General features: G+C 63.1%; 13 protein-coding genes. 4 read left to right on the forward strand and 9 right to left on the reverse strand.

The genetic code is table 11. From position 1 onward, the window contains the following. Window positions 1–38: 38 nt before the first annotated feature. From ubiG to LVS58_RS03825, 3 genes are read left to right on the forward strand one after another with little or no spacing between them, the layout of a single operon-like run. Window positions 39–737, forward strand: coding sequence for a bifunctional 2-polyprenyl-6-hydroxyphenol methylase/3-demethylubiquinol 3-O-methyltransferase UbiG (gene ubiG, locus LVS58_RS03815; RefSeq protein WP_003252662.1), 699 nt, complete (start codon window positions 39–41; stop codon window positions 735–737). Between the two features lie 2 nt (window positions 738–739). Continuing rightward, a complete protein-coding gene (gene mupP, locus LVS58_RS03820; protein WP_010952803.1) occupies window positions 740–1,411 on the forward strand; it encodes an N-acetylmuramic acid 6-phosphate phosphatase MupP in 672 nt (223 codons plus the stop codon). 50 nt (window positions 1,412–1,461) lie between these two features. Further along, complete coding sequence (locus tag LVS58_RS03825; protein WP_233689951.1) at window positions 1,462–2,202, forward strand: YciK family oxidoreductase; 741 nt, start codon at window positions 1,462–1,464, stop codon at window positions 2,200–2,202. Window positions 2,203–2,265: 63 nt separating this feature from the next. Here the strand turns inward: LVS58_RS03825 and LVS58_RS03830 are convergent, their stop codons facing one another. The 7 genes from LVS58_RS03830 to LVS58_RS03860 all read right to left on the reverse strand — a co-directional run bounded on the left by LVS58_RS03830 (window position 2,266) and on the right by LVS58_RS03860 (window position 10,277). Beyond that, on the reverse strand, window positions 2,266–3,051 hold the full coding sequence (locus LVS58_RS03830; protein ID WP_003252654.1) for a TenA family transcriptional regulator: 786 nt from the start codon (window positions 3,049–3,051) through the stop codon (window positions 2,266–2,268). 30 nt (window positions 3,052–3,081) lie between these two features. Then, window positions 3,082–5,538 carry an EAL domain-containing protein gene (locus LVS58_RS03835; protein WP_233689952.1) on the reverse strand — a complete coding sequence of 819 codons (2,457 nt, stop codon included), beginning with the start codon at window positions 5,536–5,538 and terminating at the stop codon, window positions 3,082–3,084. A 286-nt stretch (window positions 5,539–5,824) separates the two neighbouring features. Further along, on the reverse strand, window positions 5,825–7,657 hold the full coding sequence (locus LVS58_RS03840; RefSeq protein ID WP_233689953.1) for an ABC transporter ATP-binding protein: 1,833 nt from the start codon (window positions 7,655–7,657) through the stop codon (window positions 5,825–5,827). Then, window positions 7,650–8,282, reverse strand: a complete 633-nt coding sequence (locus LVS58_RS03845) for a DsbA family protein (RefSeq protein WP_233689954.1) — start codon at window positions 8,280–8,282, stop codon at window positions 7,650–7,652. The genes LVS58_RS03840 and LVS58_RS03845 overlap by 8 nt, the downstream gene beginning before the upstream one ends. A gap of 3 nt (window positions 8,283–8,285) precedes the next feature. Further along, window positions 8,286–9,218, reverse strand: coding sequence for an oxygen-dependent tRNA uridine(34) hydroxylase TrhO (gene trhO, locus LVS58_RS03850; protein ID WP_233689955.1), 933 nt, complete (start codon window positions 9,216–9,218; stop codon window positions 8,286–8,288). Between the two features lie 227 nt (window positions 9,219–9,445). Next, entirely contained in the window at window positions 9,446–9,742 is a 297-nt protein-coding gene (locus LVS58_RS03855; RefSeq protein WP_003252644.1) for a BolA family protein, read from the reverse strand. A gap of 10 nt (window positions 9,743–9,752) precedes the next feature. Further along, entirely contained in the window at window positions 9,753–10,277 is a 525-nt protein-coding gene (locus tag LVS58_RS03860; protein WP_003252642.1) for a DUF2059 domain-containing protein, read from the reverse strand. 154 nt (window positions 10,278–10,431) lie between these two features. On the opposite strand from LVS58_RS03860, the gene LVS58_RS03865 reads away from it, so the two are divergent. Further along, on the forward strand, window positions 10,432–11,826 hold the full coding sequence (locus LVS58_RS03865) for a class II fumarate hydratase (protein WP_233689956.1): 1,395 nt from the start codon (window positions 10,432–10,434) through the stop codon (window positions 11,824–11,826). A 115-nt stretch (window positions 11,827–11,941) separates the two neighbouring features. On the opposite strand, the gene LVS58_RS03870 is transcribed toward LVS58_RS03865, so the two are convergent. Next, a complete protein-coding gene (locus LVS58_RS03870; protein ID WP_233689957.1) occupies window positions 11,942–12,895 on the reverse strand; it encodes a DMT family transporter in 954 nt (317 codons plus the stop codon). 227 nt (window positions 12,896–13,122) lie between these two features. Then, window positions 13,123–14,616: a polyphosphate:AMP phosphotransferase gene (gene pap, locus LVS58_RS03875; protein ID WP_233689958.1), complete on the reverse strand. Its 1,494-nt coding sequence runs from the start codon at window positions 14,614–14,616 to the stop codon at window positions 13,123–13,125. Window positions 14,617–14,741 lie beyond the last annotated feature (125 nt).

Consider the following 14,741-nt stretch of genomic DNA (forward strand, 5'->3'; position numbering starts at 1 on the left):
CTCCGGCGCAATTTTGCGAAGTTTCAGAGGACTGTTCAATGAGCAACGTCGACCGCGCCGAAATCGCCAAGTTCGAAGCGCTGGCCCACCGCTGGTGGGACCGCGAAAGCGAGTTCAAGCCGCTGCACGAAATCAACCCGCTGCGCGTCAACTGGATCGACGAGCGCGTCAGCCTGGCCGGCAAGAAAGTGCTGGATGTGGGTTGCGGTGGCGGCATCCTCAGCGAAGCCATGGCCCTGCGCGGCGCCACGGTCACCGGTATCGACATGGGCGAGGCGCCACTGGCGGTGGCTCAGCTGCACCAGCTGGAGTCCGGCGTGCAGGTGGAATACCGGCAGATCACCGCCGAAGCCCTGGCCGAGGAAATGCCCGAACAGTTCGACGTGGTCACCTGCCTGGAAATGCTCGAGCACGTGCCCGACCCGTCTTCGGTCATTCGCGCCTGCTACCGCATGGTCAAGCCGGGCGGCCAGGTGTTCTTCTCCACCATCAACCGCAACCCCAAGGCCTACCTGCTGGCCATCGTCGGCGCCGAGTACATCCTGAAGATGCTGCCGCGCGGCACCCATGACTTCAAGAAGTTCATCCGCCCGTCCGAGCTGGGCGCCTGGAGCCGCGATGCAGGCCTGCAGGTGAAGGACATCATTGGCCTCACCTACAACCCGCTGACCAAGCACTACAAGCTCAACAGCGACGTCGACGTCAACTACATGATCCAGACCCTGCGCGAGGAATAAGCATGCGTTTGCGAGCAGTACTCTTCGACATGGACGGCACCTTGCTGGACACGGCGCCGGACTTCATCGCCATTTGCCAGGCCATGCTCGCCGAACGCGGGCTGCCGGCCGTTGACGACAACCTGATCCGTGGCGTGATCTCGGGTGGCGCCCGCGCCATGGTTGCCACCGCGTTCGCCATGGACCCGGAGGCTGACGGCTTCGAGGCCCTGCGCCTGGAGTTCCTCGAGCGCTACCAGCGCGACTGCGCGGTGCACAGCAAGCTGTTCGAGGGCATGGCCGAGCTGCTGGCCGACATCGAGAAAGGCAACCTGCTGTGGGGCGTGGTCACCAACAAGCCGGTGCGCTTCGCCGAGCCGATCATGCAGCAGCTGGGCCTGGCCGAGCGTTCGGCGCTGCTGATTTGCCCGGACCACGTGAAAAACAGCAAACCCGACCCCGAGCCGCTGATCCTGGCCTGCAAGACGCTGAACCTGGACCCGGCCAGTGTGCTGTTCGTCGGCGACGACCTGCGCGACATCGAGTCTGGCCGCGACGCAGGCACCCGCACGGCGGCGGTGCGCTACGGCTATATTCATCCAGAGGACAACCCCAACAACTGGGGTGCCGACGTGGTGGTGGACCACCCACTGGAACTGCGCAAAGTGATCGACAGCGCGCTGTGTGGCTGCTGAACCCAGACCGATGACCGGGCACCGCCCACACGAACTCGAAGGACAGAACCATGTTCGACTACACCGCCCGCCCCGACCTGCTGCAAGGCCGGGTCATCCTGGTTACCGGTGCTGGCCGTGGCATTGGTGCCGCGGCTGCCAAGGCCTATGCCGCACTGGGTGCCACCGTGCTGCTGCTGGGCAAGACCGAGGCCAACCTGAACGAGGTCTACGACCAGATCGAAGCCGCCGGCCACCCGCAACCGGTGGTCATCCCGTTCAACCTGGAAACCGCCCTGCCCCACCAGTACGACGAGCTGGCGGCCATGATCGAAGGCCAGTTCGGCCGCCTCGATGGCCTGCTCAACAATGCGTCGATCATCGGCCCGCGCACGCCGCTGGAACAGCTGTCGGGCGATAACTTCATGCGTGTGATGCATATCAACGTCAATGCCACCTTCATGCTCACCAGCACCCTGCTGCCGCTGCTGAAGCTGTCGGAAGACGCTTCGGTGGTGTTCACCAGCAGCAGCGTCGGGCGCAAGGGCCGGGCTTACTGGGGCGCCTATGGCGTGTCGAAGTTCGCCACCGAAGGCCTGATGCAGACCTTGGCCGATGAACTGGAAGACGTGGCGCCGGTGCGCGCCAACAGTGTCAACCCAGGCGCCACGCGCACGGCGATGCGGGCTCAGGCCTACCCCGGCGAGAACCCGCAGAACAACCCGCTGCCCGAAGAGATCATGCCGGTGTACCTGTACCTGATGGGGCCGGACAGCACAGGGGTGAACGGGCAGGCGTTCAACGCCCAATAAGGTTGTTTACTGTACCGGCCCTTTCGCGGGTTCACCCGCGAAGAGGCCGGTCCAGGCGAACGATCAGCCCGCTGCCAACGCCGGCCGCATACGGCCTTGCTGGCGCCCCTCCAGCTGCATGCACCGCTCCAGGAACAGGAACATGCAGTCGTAGCTCTTGCAAATGGCCCTGCGCAGTTCATTGCGCAACCCCAGGGTGGGGTTCTCACCCGCCAGGGTACAGATGATTTCCAGCGCCTCCCACGGGTGTGCATCGTCATACTGGGCATGCATCTTCAGCCACTTCATCGCCCGCTTGCGCCCTTCTTCAGGGAACCCCTGCGCATAGGTGTCGGTCGAGCACACCACCGCCGACCATTCACCGGTCGCACCTTCGATGGCGTAGTTGGTCGCCGCCATGGAAATGGCCAGGTTCTCGGTGGCGCACACCCGCCAGCACCAGTCGTTCAGGCCGTTCAGCTCGGGCGGCACTTCTTGTGCCTGCAACTCGTGCAGGTGCACACCGTGCGCCTGGCACCAGTTTACCCAGTAGTCGGCATGGTTGAGCTCGACGCGGATGTTGCGCATCAGCCAGCGCCGCGCCATGTCCTCGCCCTGATGGCGGCCATAGCGGGTCTTGGTCAGGTTATGCGCCATGTACAACGAAAACTGTTCCACCACCGGCCAGCCACCGATCAGGTACTGACGAATGGTCGACTGCTTCAGCTGGCCATCGCGTAGACGTGCATAAAACTCATGCTCAACCACCCGGCGCTTGCTCTCGCGGCAGTCTTCAATCAGTTGCTGGGCCCATTGGGGGTAGCTGGCGGGGTCCATCAGAGGCCCGATACGAACGAATGCGTCAATCACTTTCAGCTCCTTGATCCTTGTGATTTCCAACTAGCGAAACGTGCCAGGTGCTCGCTGCAACAGAGGCCGGGCGGCTATCCGTTGGCGCTGCAGACTGTCACAGGTGAACACCTGGGGGCGTTCGATCAGGTAGCCCTGGGCGTAATCCACGCCTATTTCCTGCAAGGCCTGCTCGATCAAGGGTGTTTCGACGAACTCGGCGATCGTGCGCTTACCCATCACATGGCCGATATGGTTGATGACCTCGACCATGGCCCGGTTGACCGGGTCGTCGAGCATGTCCTTGACGAAACTCCCGTCAATCTTGAGGTAGTCCACGGGCAAATGCTTGAGATAGGCGAACGAGGACATGCCAGCGCAAAAATCATCAAGCGAGAAACGGCAACCCAGCCCTTTCAACTCGTTGATGAAGCGAATGGCGCTGCCCAGGTTGGCAATGGCACTGGTTTCGGTAATTTCGAAACAGATCATTCGCGGCGGAATGGCGTATTCGACGAACAACCGCTGGAGGTATTCAAGGAAATTGTCGTCGCCAATGCTGGACCCCGACAGGTTGATGGCACAGATCGATAATGGCCCTTCACGCCCTTCTTCCAGGCACTGGCGAATGACCATGAACACATTGCGCACCACCCAGCGGTCCAGCGCGGTCATCAGGCCGTAGCGCTCGGCCGCCGGGATAAAGCTGCTGGGCAGGATGGTGCGGCCGCTTTCGTCGTGCAGACGCAACAGAATTTCGATATGGCCCGGGCCCTCGAAGGTTTTGAGCGGGGCGATTTCCTGGGCGTAGAGGCAAAAGCGGTTTTCTTCCAGGGCCACGTGCAAGCGCTGGATCCAGGCCATTTCGCCAAACCGCATGGACAGCTCGCTGTCGTCTGCGTGGTACACCTGCACACGGTTTCGGCCCTTTTCCTTGGCCATGTAGCAGGCCATGTCGGCGGCGCGCAGCGAGGCCTCCAGGGTGCCGGGGGCCTGGGCCATGTGCACCAGGCCGATGCTGACCGTGGTCACGAACGGCCGCCCTTTCCAGACGAAGTGCAGGCTCTGCACCATCTGGCGCAATTGTTCGCCAATGCGCTCGGCCTGGTCGGGCGGGCAGTTTTCCAGCAGCACGCCAAATTCATCGCCACCCAGCCGCGCCAGCGTATCGCCCTCACGCAGGCCGGATTGCAGCACCGCGCAGATGTGCCGCAGCAACTCATCGCCGGCAGCGTGACCACAGGTGTCGTTGACCAGCTTGAACTGGTCGAGGTCGAGGAACATCAGCGAATGCCGCCCGGCCTGGCGCGCCAGGTCATTGAGCGCCTGCTCCAGGCGGTATTCGAACTCGCGACGGTTGGCCAGCCCGGTCAGGGCGTCGTGGGTTGCCTGCCAGGACAGGTTGGCGATGTACTGGCGTTCCTGGGTCATATCGTGCAGCACCAGCACGATGCCACTGACCTGGCCATCATTGACGATCGGCGAGCCTACCAGGTTGATCGACACGGTACTGCCGTCCAGGCGCTGGATCAGCCGGGCATGCTCGGAACCGCCCTTGAGGCTGCCGCTGAGCACCTGTTCGACCACGCTGCGACCGTCCTCCTCGGCGTGTTCATCCACCAGGCTGAACAGCGCCGACAGCGGCAGGCCCAGGGCCTGCCCGGATTGCCAGTGGGTCAATTGCTCGGCGGCCGGGTTCATGTAGCCGATACTGCCCTCGACATCGGTGGTGATCACCGCATCCCCGATGGCCTGCAGGGTAATCTGCGCACGCTCTTTTTCTTCCTGCAGGGCGCTGGCAAAGGCCTGGCGCTGGGCCAACAGCTTGCTGGAGCGGCGCCAGGCAATGGCTATCAGGAACATCGCGGTCAGCAGGTTGGTGATCAGCAGCACCCGTAGCAACATGCGCGAGCCTTCGCCCAAGGCATCGCTGAAAGCCTTGGCCGCCGGGGTCACGCCTTCGTTGATGGCGACAATGCGGGCCTTCCAGTCGCTGACCGTGTCGGCATCCACCGGGCCCCTGGCGAAACGCTGGCGCATTTCACCGGCCAGGACATCGAGCTTGGCCAGATAGTCGTCACCGATGTCCCAGTAATCGATGGCTGTCTGCATATAGCTGACATGGCGAAAGTTACGGTAGAACCAGATGATCCGCTGGACATCGTCAGGGTGGTTGCCACCTTGCAGAACCGCCTGTCGCGCGGCGTCCAGATCAGGACTGGGGTGGTCGAGCACCTCGCGCAGACGATAGTCACCCTGAGGTACGGTAATGGCCTGGCGATAGCGTTGGTAGGTGCTGTCGTCGCGCGTCTCGCCGTACAGACTGAGGTAGTAGATGGCATCTTTCTGCGCCTTGGACCACAAGCTTTCGCCCGCGACATAGGCGCGCACGGCCGAGAGCGTATAAAGGCTGAGGCTGCCCAACGCCACCTGAAAGACCACGACGGCGATGAAAGGCCATGTGATGCCGAGCAACTTTGGCGCTTCGAGTGTGCGATTTCCCTTCATGGAGTCCCTGTCACAGAGCAGATAAGGCGTAAATCGACCCAGACAAGCACAGCGTAGGCCATTTGCCATCGCTGTGGAGGGGATTTTTATGACAAGGATCCGGGGATTTTTACAGCGTACGCGCTGGCCATTGTAGGAGCGGGTTTACCCGCGAAGAAGACACCGCGGTGGATGGCACGGGCTTCGCCCGTGTTCGCGGGCAAGCCCGCTCCCACAGGGTCGCACCAGCTTTTAGAAATTGAGCAAGACAGTTACTCCCACAAGCCCGGTGAAGGCGGCCAGATAATCAGCTCTGCTGCAAATGCCCATAAAGCTTGGCGTACAACCCACCCTCGGCAATCAGCTGCTGGTGGTCGCCGTCTTCGGCCACGTGCCCGCCATCGAACACCAGCACCCGGTCGGCCTGCTTCACCGCCGACAACCGATGGGCGATGATCAGCGTGGTGCGGCCGCTGAGGAAGCACGCCAAGGCCTGATGCAGGTTGTACTCGGTCGCGGCATCCAGGGCTGAGGTGGCCTCGTCGAGGATCACCACCTTGGGCTCAGCCAGTACCATGCGGGCAATGGCCAGGCGTTGGCGCTGGCCACCGGACAAGCGCACGCCTGAACGCCCCACCACACTGTCCAGGCCCTGCGGCAAGGCGGCGATGGTGGCATCCAGCTGGGCGATGCGCAGCGCCTGCCAGCACGCCTCGTCGCTGCAGTCGCGGCCCATGGTCAGGTTGGCACGCACGCTGTCGTTGAACAGCGACGGGTGCTGCAACACCACCGCGACGTTCTCGCGCAGGGTTTCCAGGCCGATTTCCTGCAGGCTGGCCCCGCCAAAGCGGATGGTCCCGGCCTGGGCGCTGTAAAGGCCCAGCAGTAGCTGCACCAGCGTGCTCTTGCCGCCGCCGCTGGCACCGACAATCGCCACCTTCTCACCCGCGGCGATAGACAGGTCGAGGCGGTCGAGCACCGGCTCGTCGGCATAGGCAAAGCGCAGGTCGCGTACTTCAATGCCCACCGTTTCGCGCCCGGCGAACGGGTCGCTGGCGGCCGGGTATTGCGGCTCGTCGGCCCGCGCCAGCAGCTCGTTGAGGCGGCTCAGCGCACCGCCGGCGGCGTAGTAGGCATATTGCAGATTAAGCAGCTGCTCCACCGGGCCGATCATGAACCACAGGTAGCTGAACACCGCCAGCATCTGGCCGATCGACAGGTCGGAAAACAGCACCGTAAGCATGGCCGCCGCGCGGAAGATGTCGATCCCGAACTGGAACAGCAGGCCACTGGCACGGCCACTGGCATCGCTTTTCCATTGCGAGTCCACGGCGTAATCGCGCACCTCGCGGGCACGCAAGCCCAGGCGGCCAAGGAAGTAGCCCTGGCGGTTGCCGGCGCGGATTTCCTGGATGGCATCGAGGGTTTCCGCCAGCGCCTGGGTAAAGCGCGCGGTGCTGTCGTTTTCGAGCTTTTTCAGGTGTTTGACGCGCTTGCCCAACTGCACGGTGAAGTAGATCACCAGCGGGTTGAACAGCAAGATGAGCAAGGCCAGCTGCCAGTGCATCCAGATCAGGATGGCCGCCGTGCCGGTCAGTGTCAGCATGGCCACCAAAAAGCGGCTGAGGGTTTCGCCCACGAACTTGTCGAGGGTGTCCAAATCAGTGACCAGGTGGGTAGTCACCGTGCCGCTGCCCAGGCTTTCGTATTCTTTCAGCGAAATACGCTTGAGGCGCTCGATCAGGCGAATGCGCAGGCGGTAGACGATGTCCTTGGCCAGCCCGGCGAACAGCTTGGACTGGATCACGTTGAAGGCCAGCGCGGCCAGGCGCAGGCACAGGGTAAGCGCCAGCATCAGGCCGATGTAGCCGGCTGCTACCTGCCAGCTGGACGGCAGCAGATGGTTCATCCACTTCAGCGCGGCATCACCATGGCCGAGCAGTACTTCGTCCACCAACAGCGGCAGCAGCAGCGGAATGGGCACACTGCAACACGCCGCCAGTAACGCAATGAGGTTGGCGGACCAGAGGTTTTTCTTGTGATACAGGGCCAGGCGGCGGATTTCCGCCCAGCTTAGTCGATCGCCCGCAGTGTATGGCTTGCCCGGTACCGGGTCGGGTGACCCAGGTACATCAAGCACAGGCGGCCTGCTGCAGCCAGCGGCCGAGCAAGGGTTGCAGGCGCTCCAGCGGCTGGTAGCCGTTGGTCAGCAAGGCCAGCTGGCCATTGCGCTCGGCCAGCAAGGTCGGGAAACCGGCAATCCCCAGATCCTGCGCCCAGGCGAAGTCGGCCGCGGTGGCGGCGCGGGTATCGGCACGGGCGAAGGTTTCGGCGAACGCGGCACGCTCGAAGCCACACTGGGAGGCCAGCTCGACCAGCTGCGGTGCGGTGGTCACATCGGTGCCCTGCTCGTAGAACGAACGCTGGATCAACGCCAGCAGCGGCCAGACGCGCTCGACATCCAGCTCGCGGGCCGTGACCAGGGCGCGGCAGGCCGGCTCGGTGTCGTAGACGAAGCCGTCAGGCATGGCCCCCTCGAAGCGGAACGGCTGGCCGGTGGCATCAGCCACCGCCTGCCAGTGTTCCAGGATGTACTTGCGGGTGGAGCTGTCCAGGGCGCTGCCACCCGTACGCAGCCCGCCCGTTACCAAGCGGGCAGGCACGCCTGCCTCACGCGCCTGGGCGATCAGGGCCGCGGCCACTGGCGCAAAACCCCAGCACCAGGAGCACATGGGGTCCATCACATAGATCAGGCGTGCAGACATGCTTCAAGCCTCGGCTTTGTAGTTGTAACCGATCGGGTGCGGCAGGTTGCGGGCCTTGGCCAGCTCGATCTGCTTCTGCCGGTCGATGGCACTGCGCCGGGTCTTCTCGCTCAGGCTGTCCCAGCAATGCGGGCAGCTGACACCTGGCGAATAGTGCTCGGACGCGCGCTCCTCTGCATTGATCGGATGGCGGCAGGCGTGGCACTGGTCGTACTCGCCTTCGCTCAGGTCATGGCGCACCGTGACCCGGTTGTCGAAGACGAAGCAGTCGCCGTCCCACAGGCTTTCTTCCTGAGGCACTTCCTCGAAGTATTTCAGGATGCCGCCCTTAAGATGATAGACCGACTCGAAGCCTTCACCGAGCATGTAGCTGGAGGCCTTTTCGCAACGGATGCCGCCGGTGCAGAACATGGCGACCTTCTTGTGCTTGCTCGGATCGAAATTGGCCTTGATGTACTCCGGGAACTCACGGAAGGTTTCGGTCTTCGGATCGATGGCGCCCTTGAAAGTACCGATAGCCACTTCGTAGTCGTTGCGGGTGTCGATCAGCAGCACTTCAGGGTCGCTGATCAGCGCGTTCCAGTCCTTGGGCTCGACGTAGGTGCCAACGGCCTTGTTGGGGTCTACGCCCGGCACGCCGAGGGTGACGATCTCTTTCTTGAGCTTGACCTTGGTGCGGTAGAACGGCTGTTCGTCGCAGTACGACTCTTTATGGTCGATATCGACCAGGCGCGGGTCGCTGCGCAACCAGGCCAGCAGGCCATCAATGCCCTCCCGGGTGGCCGACACGGTGCCGTTGATGCCCTCCTGGGCCAGCAGCAGGGTGCCTTTGACGTTGTTGTCGAGCATGGTCTTGAGCAGCGGCTCGCGCAGCTCGACGTAGTCTTCCAGGGTGACGAACTTGTACAGCGCCGCGACGACGATGGCTTGAGACATGTAACGGAATCTCCAGGTGGTCGCCCTCGTAAGGGGCGGACCGGGTTTGACAGGTATAGAAAAAGCATGGGGGCGCTTTGCGCCCCTTTCGCGACACAAGACCGCTCCCACAGGGACCGCGTAACCCGATGGCTAGTGCGGTTCCTGTGGGAGCGGCCTTGTGTCGCGAAAGGGCCGCAAAGCGGCCCCCGGATTTTGCAGGATTCTACCAGAACAACAGAAAGGTTTCAGTGCCCGCCGCCGGCGCACACCGGCGAGGCCGGCGCAACGCCGACCTTGGCCCACTCTTCGGCGGTGTAGGTGTGGATGGCCAGGGCGTGGATCTCGCCCATCAGCTCACCCATGGTGGCGTACACCTTCTGGTGGCGCTTGACGCTGTTCAACCCGGCGAACTGCTCACTGACGATCACGGCTTTGTAGTGGGTCTCCTGACCACGACTGTGCATGTGACTTTCGTTGAGCACTTGCAGGTGTTGCGGCGCCAGCGCGGCCAGTTGCTGTTCGATACGTTGTTGCATAGTCATTGCTGCGTACTCACTTCTTCGCAGGGGCGGCGGCCTTGCCTGCGTTCGGGTCCAGCTCTTTGGTCATGTCTTCCAGCAGCTTGTTCACCACCGGTACTGCGGGCTCCAGGCTTTGCTGGGTCAGCTGCGCCGACTGCTGGGTGACCTTGGGCATTTCACGCAGCACTTTCTTGCCCAGCGGCGACTCGTAGAACTTGACCAGGTCCTTCAGCTCCTGCTCGGTAAAGGTCTGGGTGTACAGGTCGACCATCTTCGGCTTCAGCTTGTTCCAGCCAATGGCGTTGTCCAGCGCGGCATTGGCCTTGGCCTGGTAGCTTTCCAGTACGGGCTGCTTGGCGGCCGGGGCCTTGGTCTGGGCGAAACGCTGGGCGAACATCTGCTGCACTTGCATGTACACCGGGGTGCCCAGCTTGTCGGCGTTGGCCAGGGTCAGGAATTTCTCGGCAGCAGCGTTGTGGCTGGCGGTGGCAGCGAGTACCTGGCCGCTGGCGCAAACCAGGGCAACGGCGGCACAAAGGACACGGAGACGGGTCATTGCATTTCCTTCAAAAAGAGGGAGGCGGGCACCTCAGAGTAGAGCATTCTGCGCCGTGGTGGCGATGTGCTCAAGTGGCACGACGAGCGACGGAACCGCTCGGTCGAATCAGGGCCTAAACTGCGATTTCGAACTACACAGGAGTGAGTACAGAATGAGCCGTATCGAGACAGACAGCCTGGGCCCGGTCGAAGTTCCGGAGGACGCCTACTGGGGTGCGCAGACCCAGCGTTCGCTGATCAACTTCGCCATTGGCAAGGAACGCATGCCACTCGCGGTGTTGCACGCCCTGGCACTGATCAAGAAGGCCGCGGCGCGCGTCAACGACCGCAATGGCGACCTGCCGGCCGACATTGCCCGGCTGATCGAACAGGCCGCCGATGAAGTGCTGGATGGCCAGCACGACGACCAGTTTCCGCTCGTCGTCTGGCAGACGGGCAGTGGCACCCAGAGCAACATGAACGTCAACGAGGTGATCGCCGGGCGCGCCAACGAACTGGCCGGCAAAGGCCGTGGCGGCAAGGCGCCAGTACATCCCAATGACCACGTCAACCGCTCGCAGAGCTCCAACGACTGCTTCCCCACCGCCATGCACATTGCGGCAGCCCAGGCAGTGCATGAAAAGCTGCTGCCGGCCGTCACCGAGCTGTCTTCGGGGCTGGCCGAGCTGTCGATGCGTCACCATCAGCTGGTGAAAACCGGTCGCACGCACATGATGGACGCCACGCCGATTACCTTCGGCCAGGAAGTGTCGGCCTTCGTCGCCCAGCTCGACTACGCCCAGCGCGCCATCCGCGCCACCCTGCCGGCGGTGTGCGAACTGGCCCAGGGCGGCACTGCCGTGGGCACCGGGCTGAACGCCCCGCACGGGTTTGCCGAGGCCATCGCTGCCGAGCTGGCGGCCCTGTCTGGCCTGCCGTTCATCACCGCGCCGAACAAGTTCGCCGCCCTCGCCGGCCACGAACCGCTGACCAGCCTGGCCGGGGCGCTGAAGACCCTGGCCGTGGCCCTGATGAAAATCGCCAACGACCTGCGCCTGCTGGGGTCCGGCCCGCGCGCCGGGCTGGCCGAGGTGCGCCTGCCCGCCAACGAGCCCGGCAGCTCTATCATGCCGGGGAAGGTCAACCCCACTCAGTGCGAAGCGCTGTCGATGCTGGCCTGCCAGGTACTGGGCAACGACGCGGCCATCGGCTTTGCCGCCAGCCAGGGGCATTTGCAGCTGAATGTGTTCAAGCCAGTGATCATCCATAACCTGCTGCAATCCATCGAGTTGCTGGCCGATGGTTGCCGCAACTTCCAGCAGCATTGCGTGGCGGGTATCGAGCCGGATGCCGAGCAGATGGCCGCGCACCTGGAGCGCGGGTTGATGCTGGTGACGGCGCTGAACCCGCATATCGGCTATGACAAGGCGGCGGAAATTGCCAAGAAGGCTTACAGCGAGGGCAAGACCTTGCGCGAGGCTGCATTGGAGCTGAAGTACCTGACCAATGAGCAGTTCGACCAGTGGGTGCGGCCGGAGAACATGCTGGCGCCGGGCGGCAAGGGCTGACTGTTCTGTAGCCTGTACCGGCCCTTTCGCGAGTGAACCCGCTCCTACGCCGAGAGACGATCCATTGCAGGTGCGGGGTTCACCCGCGAAAGGGCCGGTACAGCAATCGACAGACCTAGGCCAACCGCGCCCTGCGGGCCCGCCAACCCGCCACCAGCGAGGGCCCCAGCGCCACCAGCGCCGAGCCGAACACCACTGTGACCGCCCCCACATAGCCCAGGGCATTGATGTCCTCGGCATGCACATATTCAGGCCAGACCAACGCCGCCAGCGCCACCGCAACGAAGGTCACCAGCGGGGTCAGCGCCAGCGTCGCACTTACCCGTGAGGCCTCCCAGTGCGCCAGCGCTTCGGCAAACGCGCCGTATGCCACCAGGGTATTCAGGCAACAGCCCAGCAGCAGCCAGCCTTGCACCGGGGTCAGTTGCAAGGCCTCCAGCGGGTGCACCCAAGGGGTCAGCAACGCAGCGCAGCTGAGGTAGATCACCATCATCACCTGCTGCGAGTGCCACACCGTCAGCAACTGCTTCTGGCTCAGGGCGTAGAACACCCAGATGCTGGTCGCCAGCAAAATGGTCAACACGCCGGTGGTGTAGGTACCCAGCGACGTCAGCAGCTCTTCCAGGCGCTGGTTGAAGAACAGGCCAAACCCTGCCAGCAGCACCAACAGGCCCAAGCCCTGCCCCACACTGAAGCGCTCGCGGAACACGAACACGCTGGCCACCAGCAACAGCACCGGGCCGATCTGTACCACCAGTTGTGCGGTGCCCGGGCTAAGCAGTTTGAGACCGATCAGGTAGAGCACGTAGTTGCCCATCAGGCCGAGCACGGCCACCAGCACCAGGCCCTTGGCCTTGGGCGCCAGTTTACGTACGGACGGCAAACGCCGCTGAGCCGCCAGCCAGGCAAACAGCAGGCCGCCGGAAACCAGCAGGCGGTACCAGGTGACAGTGATCGGGTCGACCACTTGCAGCACCTGCTTGAGCTTGATCGGCAGGATGCCCCAGAGCAGCGCCGTCAGAAGTGCCAGGAACAACCCATAGCCCCAGCGGCCAGAAGTGGTGTGCATAAAATCCTCGATCAAGCCCGTGGTGGGGGTTGTTGAATTCTACGGGGTTGGAGGACGGGGACGGTGGAGAGTGCCGAGAAAAGAATTCATCAGGTCATTCTTTTGGGGCATGGCTGGGGGAGGTGTTGCCTGTGCTGGCCTCTTCGCGGGTAGACCCGCTCCTACAGCGCGCGTCGTAGGAGCGGGTTTACCCGCGAAAGGGCCAGAACAGGCAACACCACCTTCGGCTATTTCTTGTGCTTGGCAAACGCCGCTTCCAGCGCTTGGTTGATGGTGCGCAGCACCTTCACCCGCGCCCAGCGCTTGTCATTGGCCTCCACCAGCGTCCAAGGGGCAATCTCGCTGCTGGTGCGGTCGACCATGTCGCCCACAGCCTGGGAGTAGTCGTCCCACTTGTCGCGGTTGCGCCAGTCATCCTCGGTGATCTTGTAGCGTTTGAACGGAATTTGCTCACGCTCTTCGAAGCGCTCCAGTTGGGTCTGCTGGTCGATCGCCAGCCAGAACTTGACCACCACCACCCCGGCATCCACCAACTGCTCTTCAAAGTCGTTGATCTCGCTGTAGGCACGCATCCAGTCAGCGGGGCTGCAGAAGCCTTCCACCCGCTCCACCAGCACCCGGCCATACCAGGAACGGTCGAAGATGGTGAACTTGCCCCGTGCCGGGATGTGCCGCCAGAACCGCCACAGGTACGGCTGGGCGCGCTCTTCTTCGGTAGGCGCGGCAATCGGCACAATACGGTACTGACGCGGGTCCAGCGCCGCCGCTACGCGGCGGATGGCGCCCCCCTTGCCGGCGGCGTCGTTGCCTTCGAACACCGCCACCAGGGCGTGCCGGCGCATGCGCTTGTCACGCAGCAGGCCGGCCAGACGGGCCTGTTCGGTGATCAACTGTTCCTGATAGTCGGCCTTTTCCAGGCGCAAGGTCATGTCCAGGGCGCCAAGCAGGCTGCGGTCGTCGATGCTGTGGCCCAACGGGGCCACGTTGCCCTGGTGCTTGCCCTTGGGATTATTGGCCAGCGCGGCTTGCAGGCTTTCCAGCAGAATGCGCCCCACCGCCAGGCTGCGGTAATTCGGGTCGACCCCTTCGATGATGTGCCATGGCGCATAGTCGCGGCTGGTGCGGCGCAGCACGCGCTCACCAAAGCGCACGAAGCGGTCGTAGGTTTGCGACTGCTGCCAATCCAGCGGGCTGATCTTCCAGCTGTGCAGCGGGTCGTCCTTGAGCGATTTCAACCGTGCCTTCATCTGCTTCTTGGACAGGTGGAACCAGAACTTGATGATCAGCGCACCTTCATCGCAAAGCATCTGCTCCAGGCGTTCGGCGCCGGTAATGGCCTGATCGAGCACGGCATCCTTGAACACCCCGTGCACCCGCCCCTGCAGCATCTGGCTGTACCAGTTGCCAAAGAACACCCCCATCCGCCCCTTGGGTGGCAAGGCCCGCCAATAGCGCCAGGCGGGTGGGCGGGCCAGCTCTTCGTCGGTCTGCTGGTCGAAGGTGAGCACATCGATCATGCGCGGGTCCATCCACTCGTTGAGCAGTTTTACCGTCTCACCCTTGCCGGCGCCTTCAATGCCGTTGATCAGCACGATCACCGGAAAACGCGCCTGCTGCTTGAGTTCGTACTGGGCTTCGAGCAGGGCCTCGCGTAAAGCGGGTACCTCGGCGTCGTAAGCCTCCTTGTCGATGCTGTGGCCGATTTCGGCGGATTCGAACATGCACTGGCTCCTTCAATGGATAAGCAAGACTAGCGGATTTCATTTCTGTCTGTACCTGCCTCTTCGCGGCTAAACCCGTTCCCCATAGGTGATGCGGATGGCATAAAATCCCGCCATCCGCTGCA

Origin of the sequence: Pseudomonas sp. JR33AA (assembly GCF_021378985.1) — a bacterium.
Classification (GTDB): Bacteria; Pseudomonadota; Gammaproteobacteria; order Pseudomonadales; family Pseudomonadaceae; genus Aquipseudomonas; species Aquipseudomonas alloputida.

Bases quoted from the DNA above. Each gene is read 5' to 3' on its own strand.
- ubiG (WP_003252662.1), top strand. From the start codon at position 39: ATGAGCAACGTCGACCGCGCCGAAATCGCCAAGTTCGAAGCGCTGGCC.
- mupP (WP_010952803.1), top strand. From the start codon at position 740: ATGCGTTTGCGAGCAGTACTCTTCGACATGGACGGCACCTTGCTGGAC.
- LVS58_RS03825 (WP_233689951.1), top strand. From the start codon at position 1,462: ATGTTCGACTACACCGCCCGCCCCGACCTGCTGCAAGGCCGGGTCATC.
- LVS58_RS03835 (WP_233689952.1), bottom strand. From the start codon at position 5,538: ATGAAGGGAAATCGCACACTCGAAGCGCCAAAGTTGCTCGGCATCACA.
- LVS58_RS03845 (WP_233689954.1), bottom strand. From the start codon at position 8,282: ATGTCTGCACGCCTGATCTATGTGATGGACCCCATGTGCTCCTGGTGC.
- trhO (WP_233689955.1), bottom strand. From the start codon at position 9,218: ATGTCTCAAGCCATCGTCGTCGCGGCGCTGTACAAGTTCGTCACCCTG.
- LVS58_RS03855 (WP_003252644.1), bottom strand. From the start codon at position 9,742: ATGACTATGCAACAACGTATCGAACAGCAACTGGCCGCGCTGGCGCCG.
- LVS58_RS03860 (WP_003252642.1), bottom strand. From the start codon at position 10,277: ATGACCCGTCTCCGTGTCCTTTGTGCCGCCGTTGCCCTGGTTTGCGCC.
- LVS58_RS03865 (WP_233689956.1), top strand. From the start codon at position 10,432: ATGAGCCGTATCGAGACAGACAGCCTGGGCCCGGTCGAAGTTCCGGAG.
- LVS58_RS03870 (WP_233689957.1), bottom strand. From the start codon at position 12,895: ATGCACACCACTTCTGGCCGCTGGGGCTATGGGTTGTTCCTGGCACTT.
- pap (WP_233689958.1), bottom strand. From the start codon at position 14,616: ATGTTCGAATCCGCCGAAATCGGCCACAGCATCGACAAGGAGGCTTAC.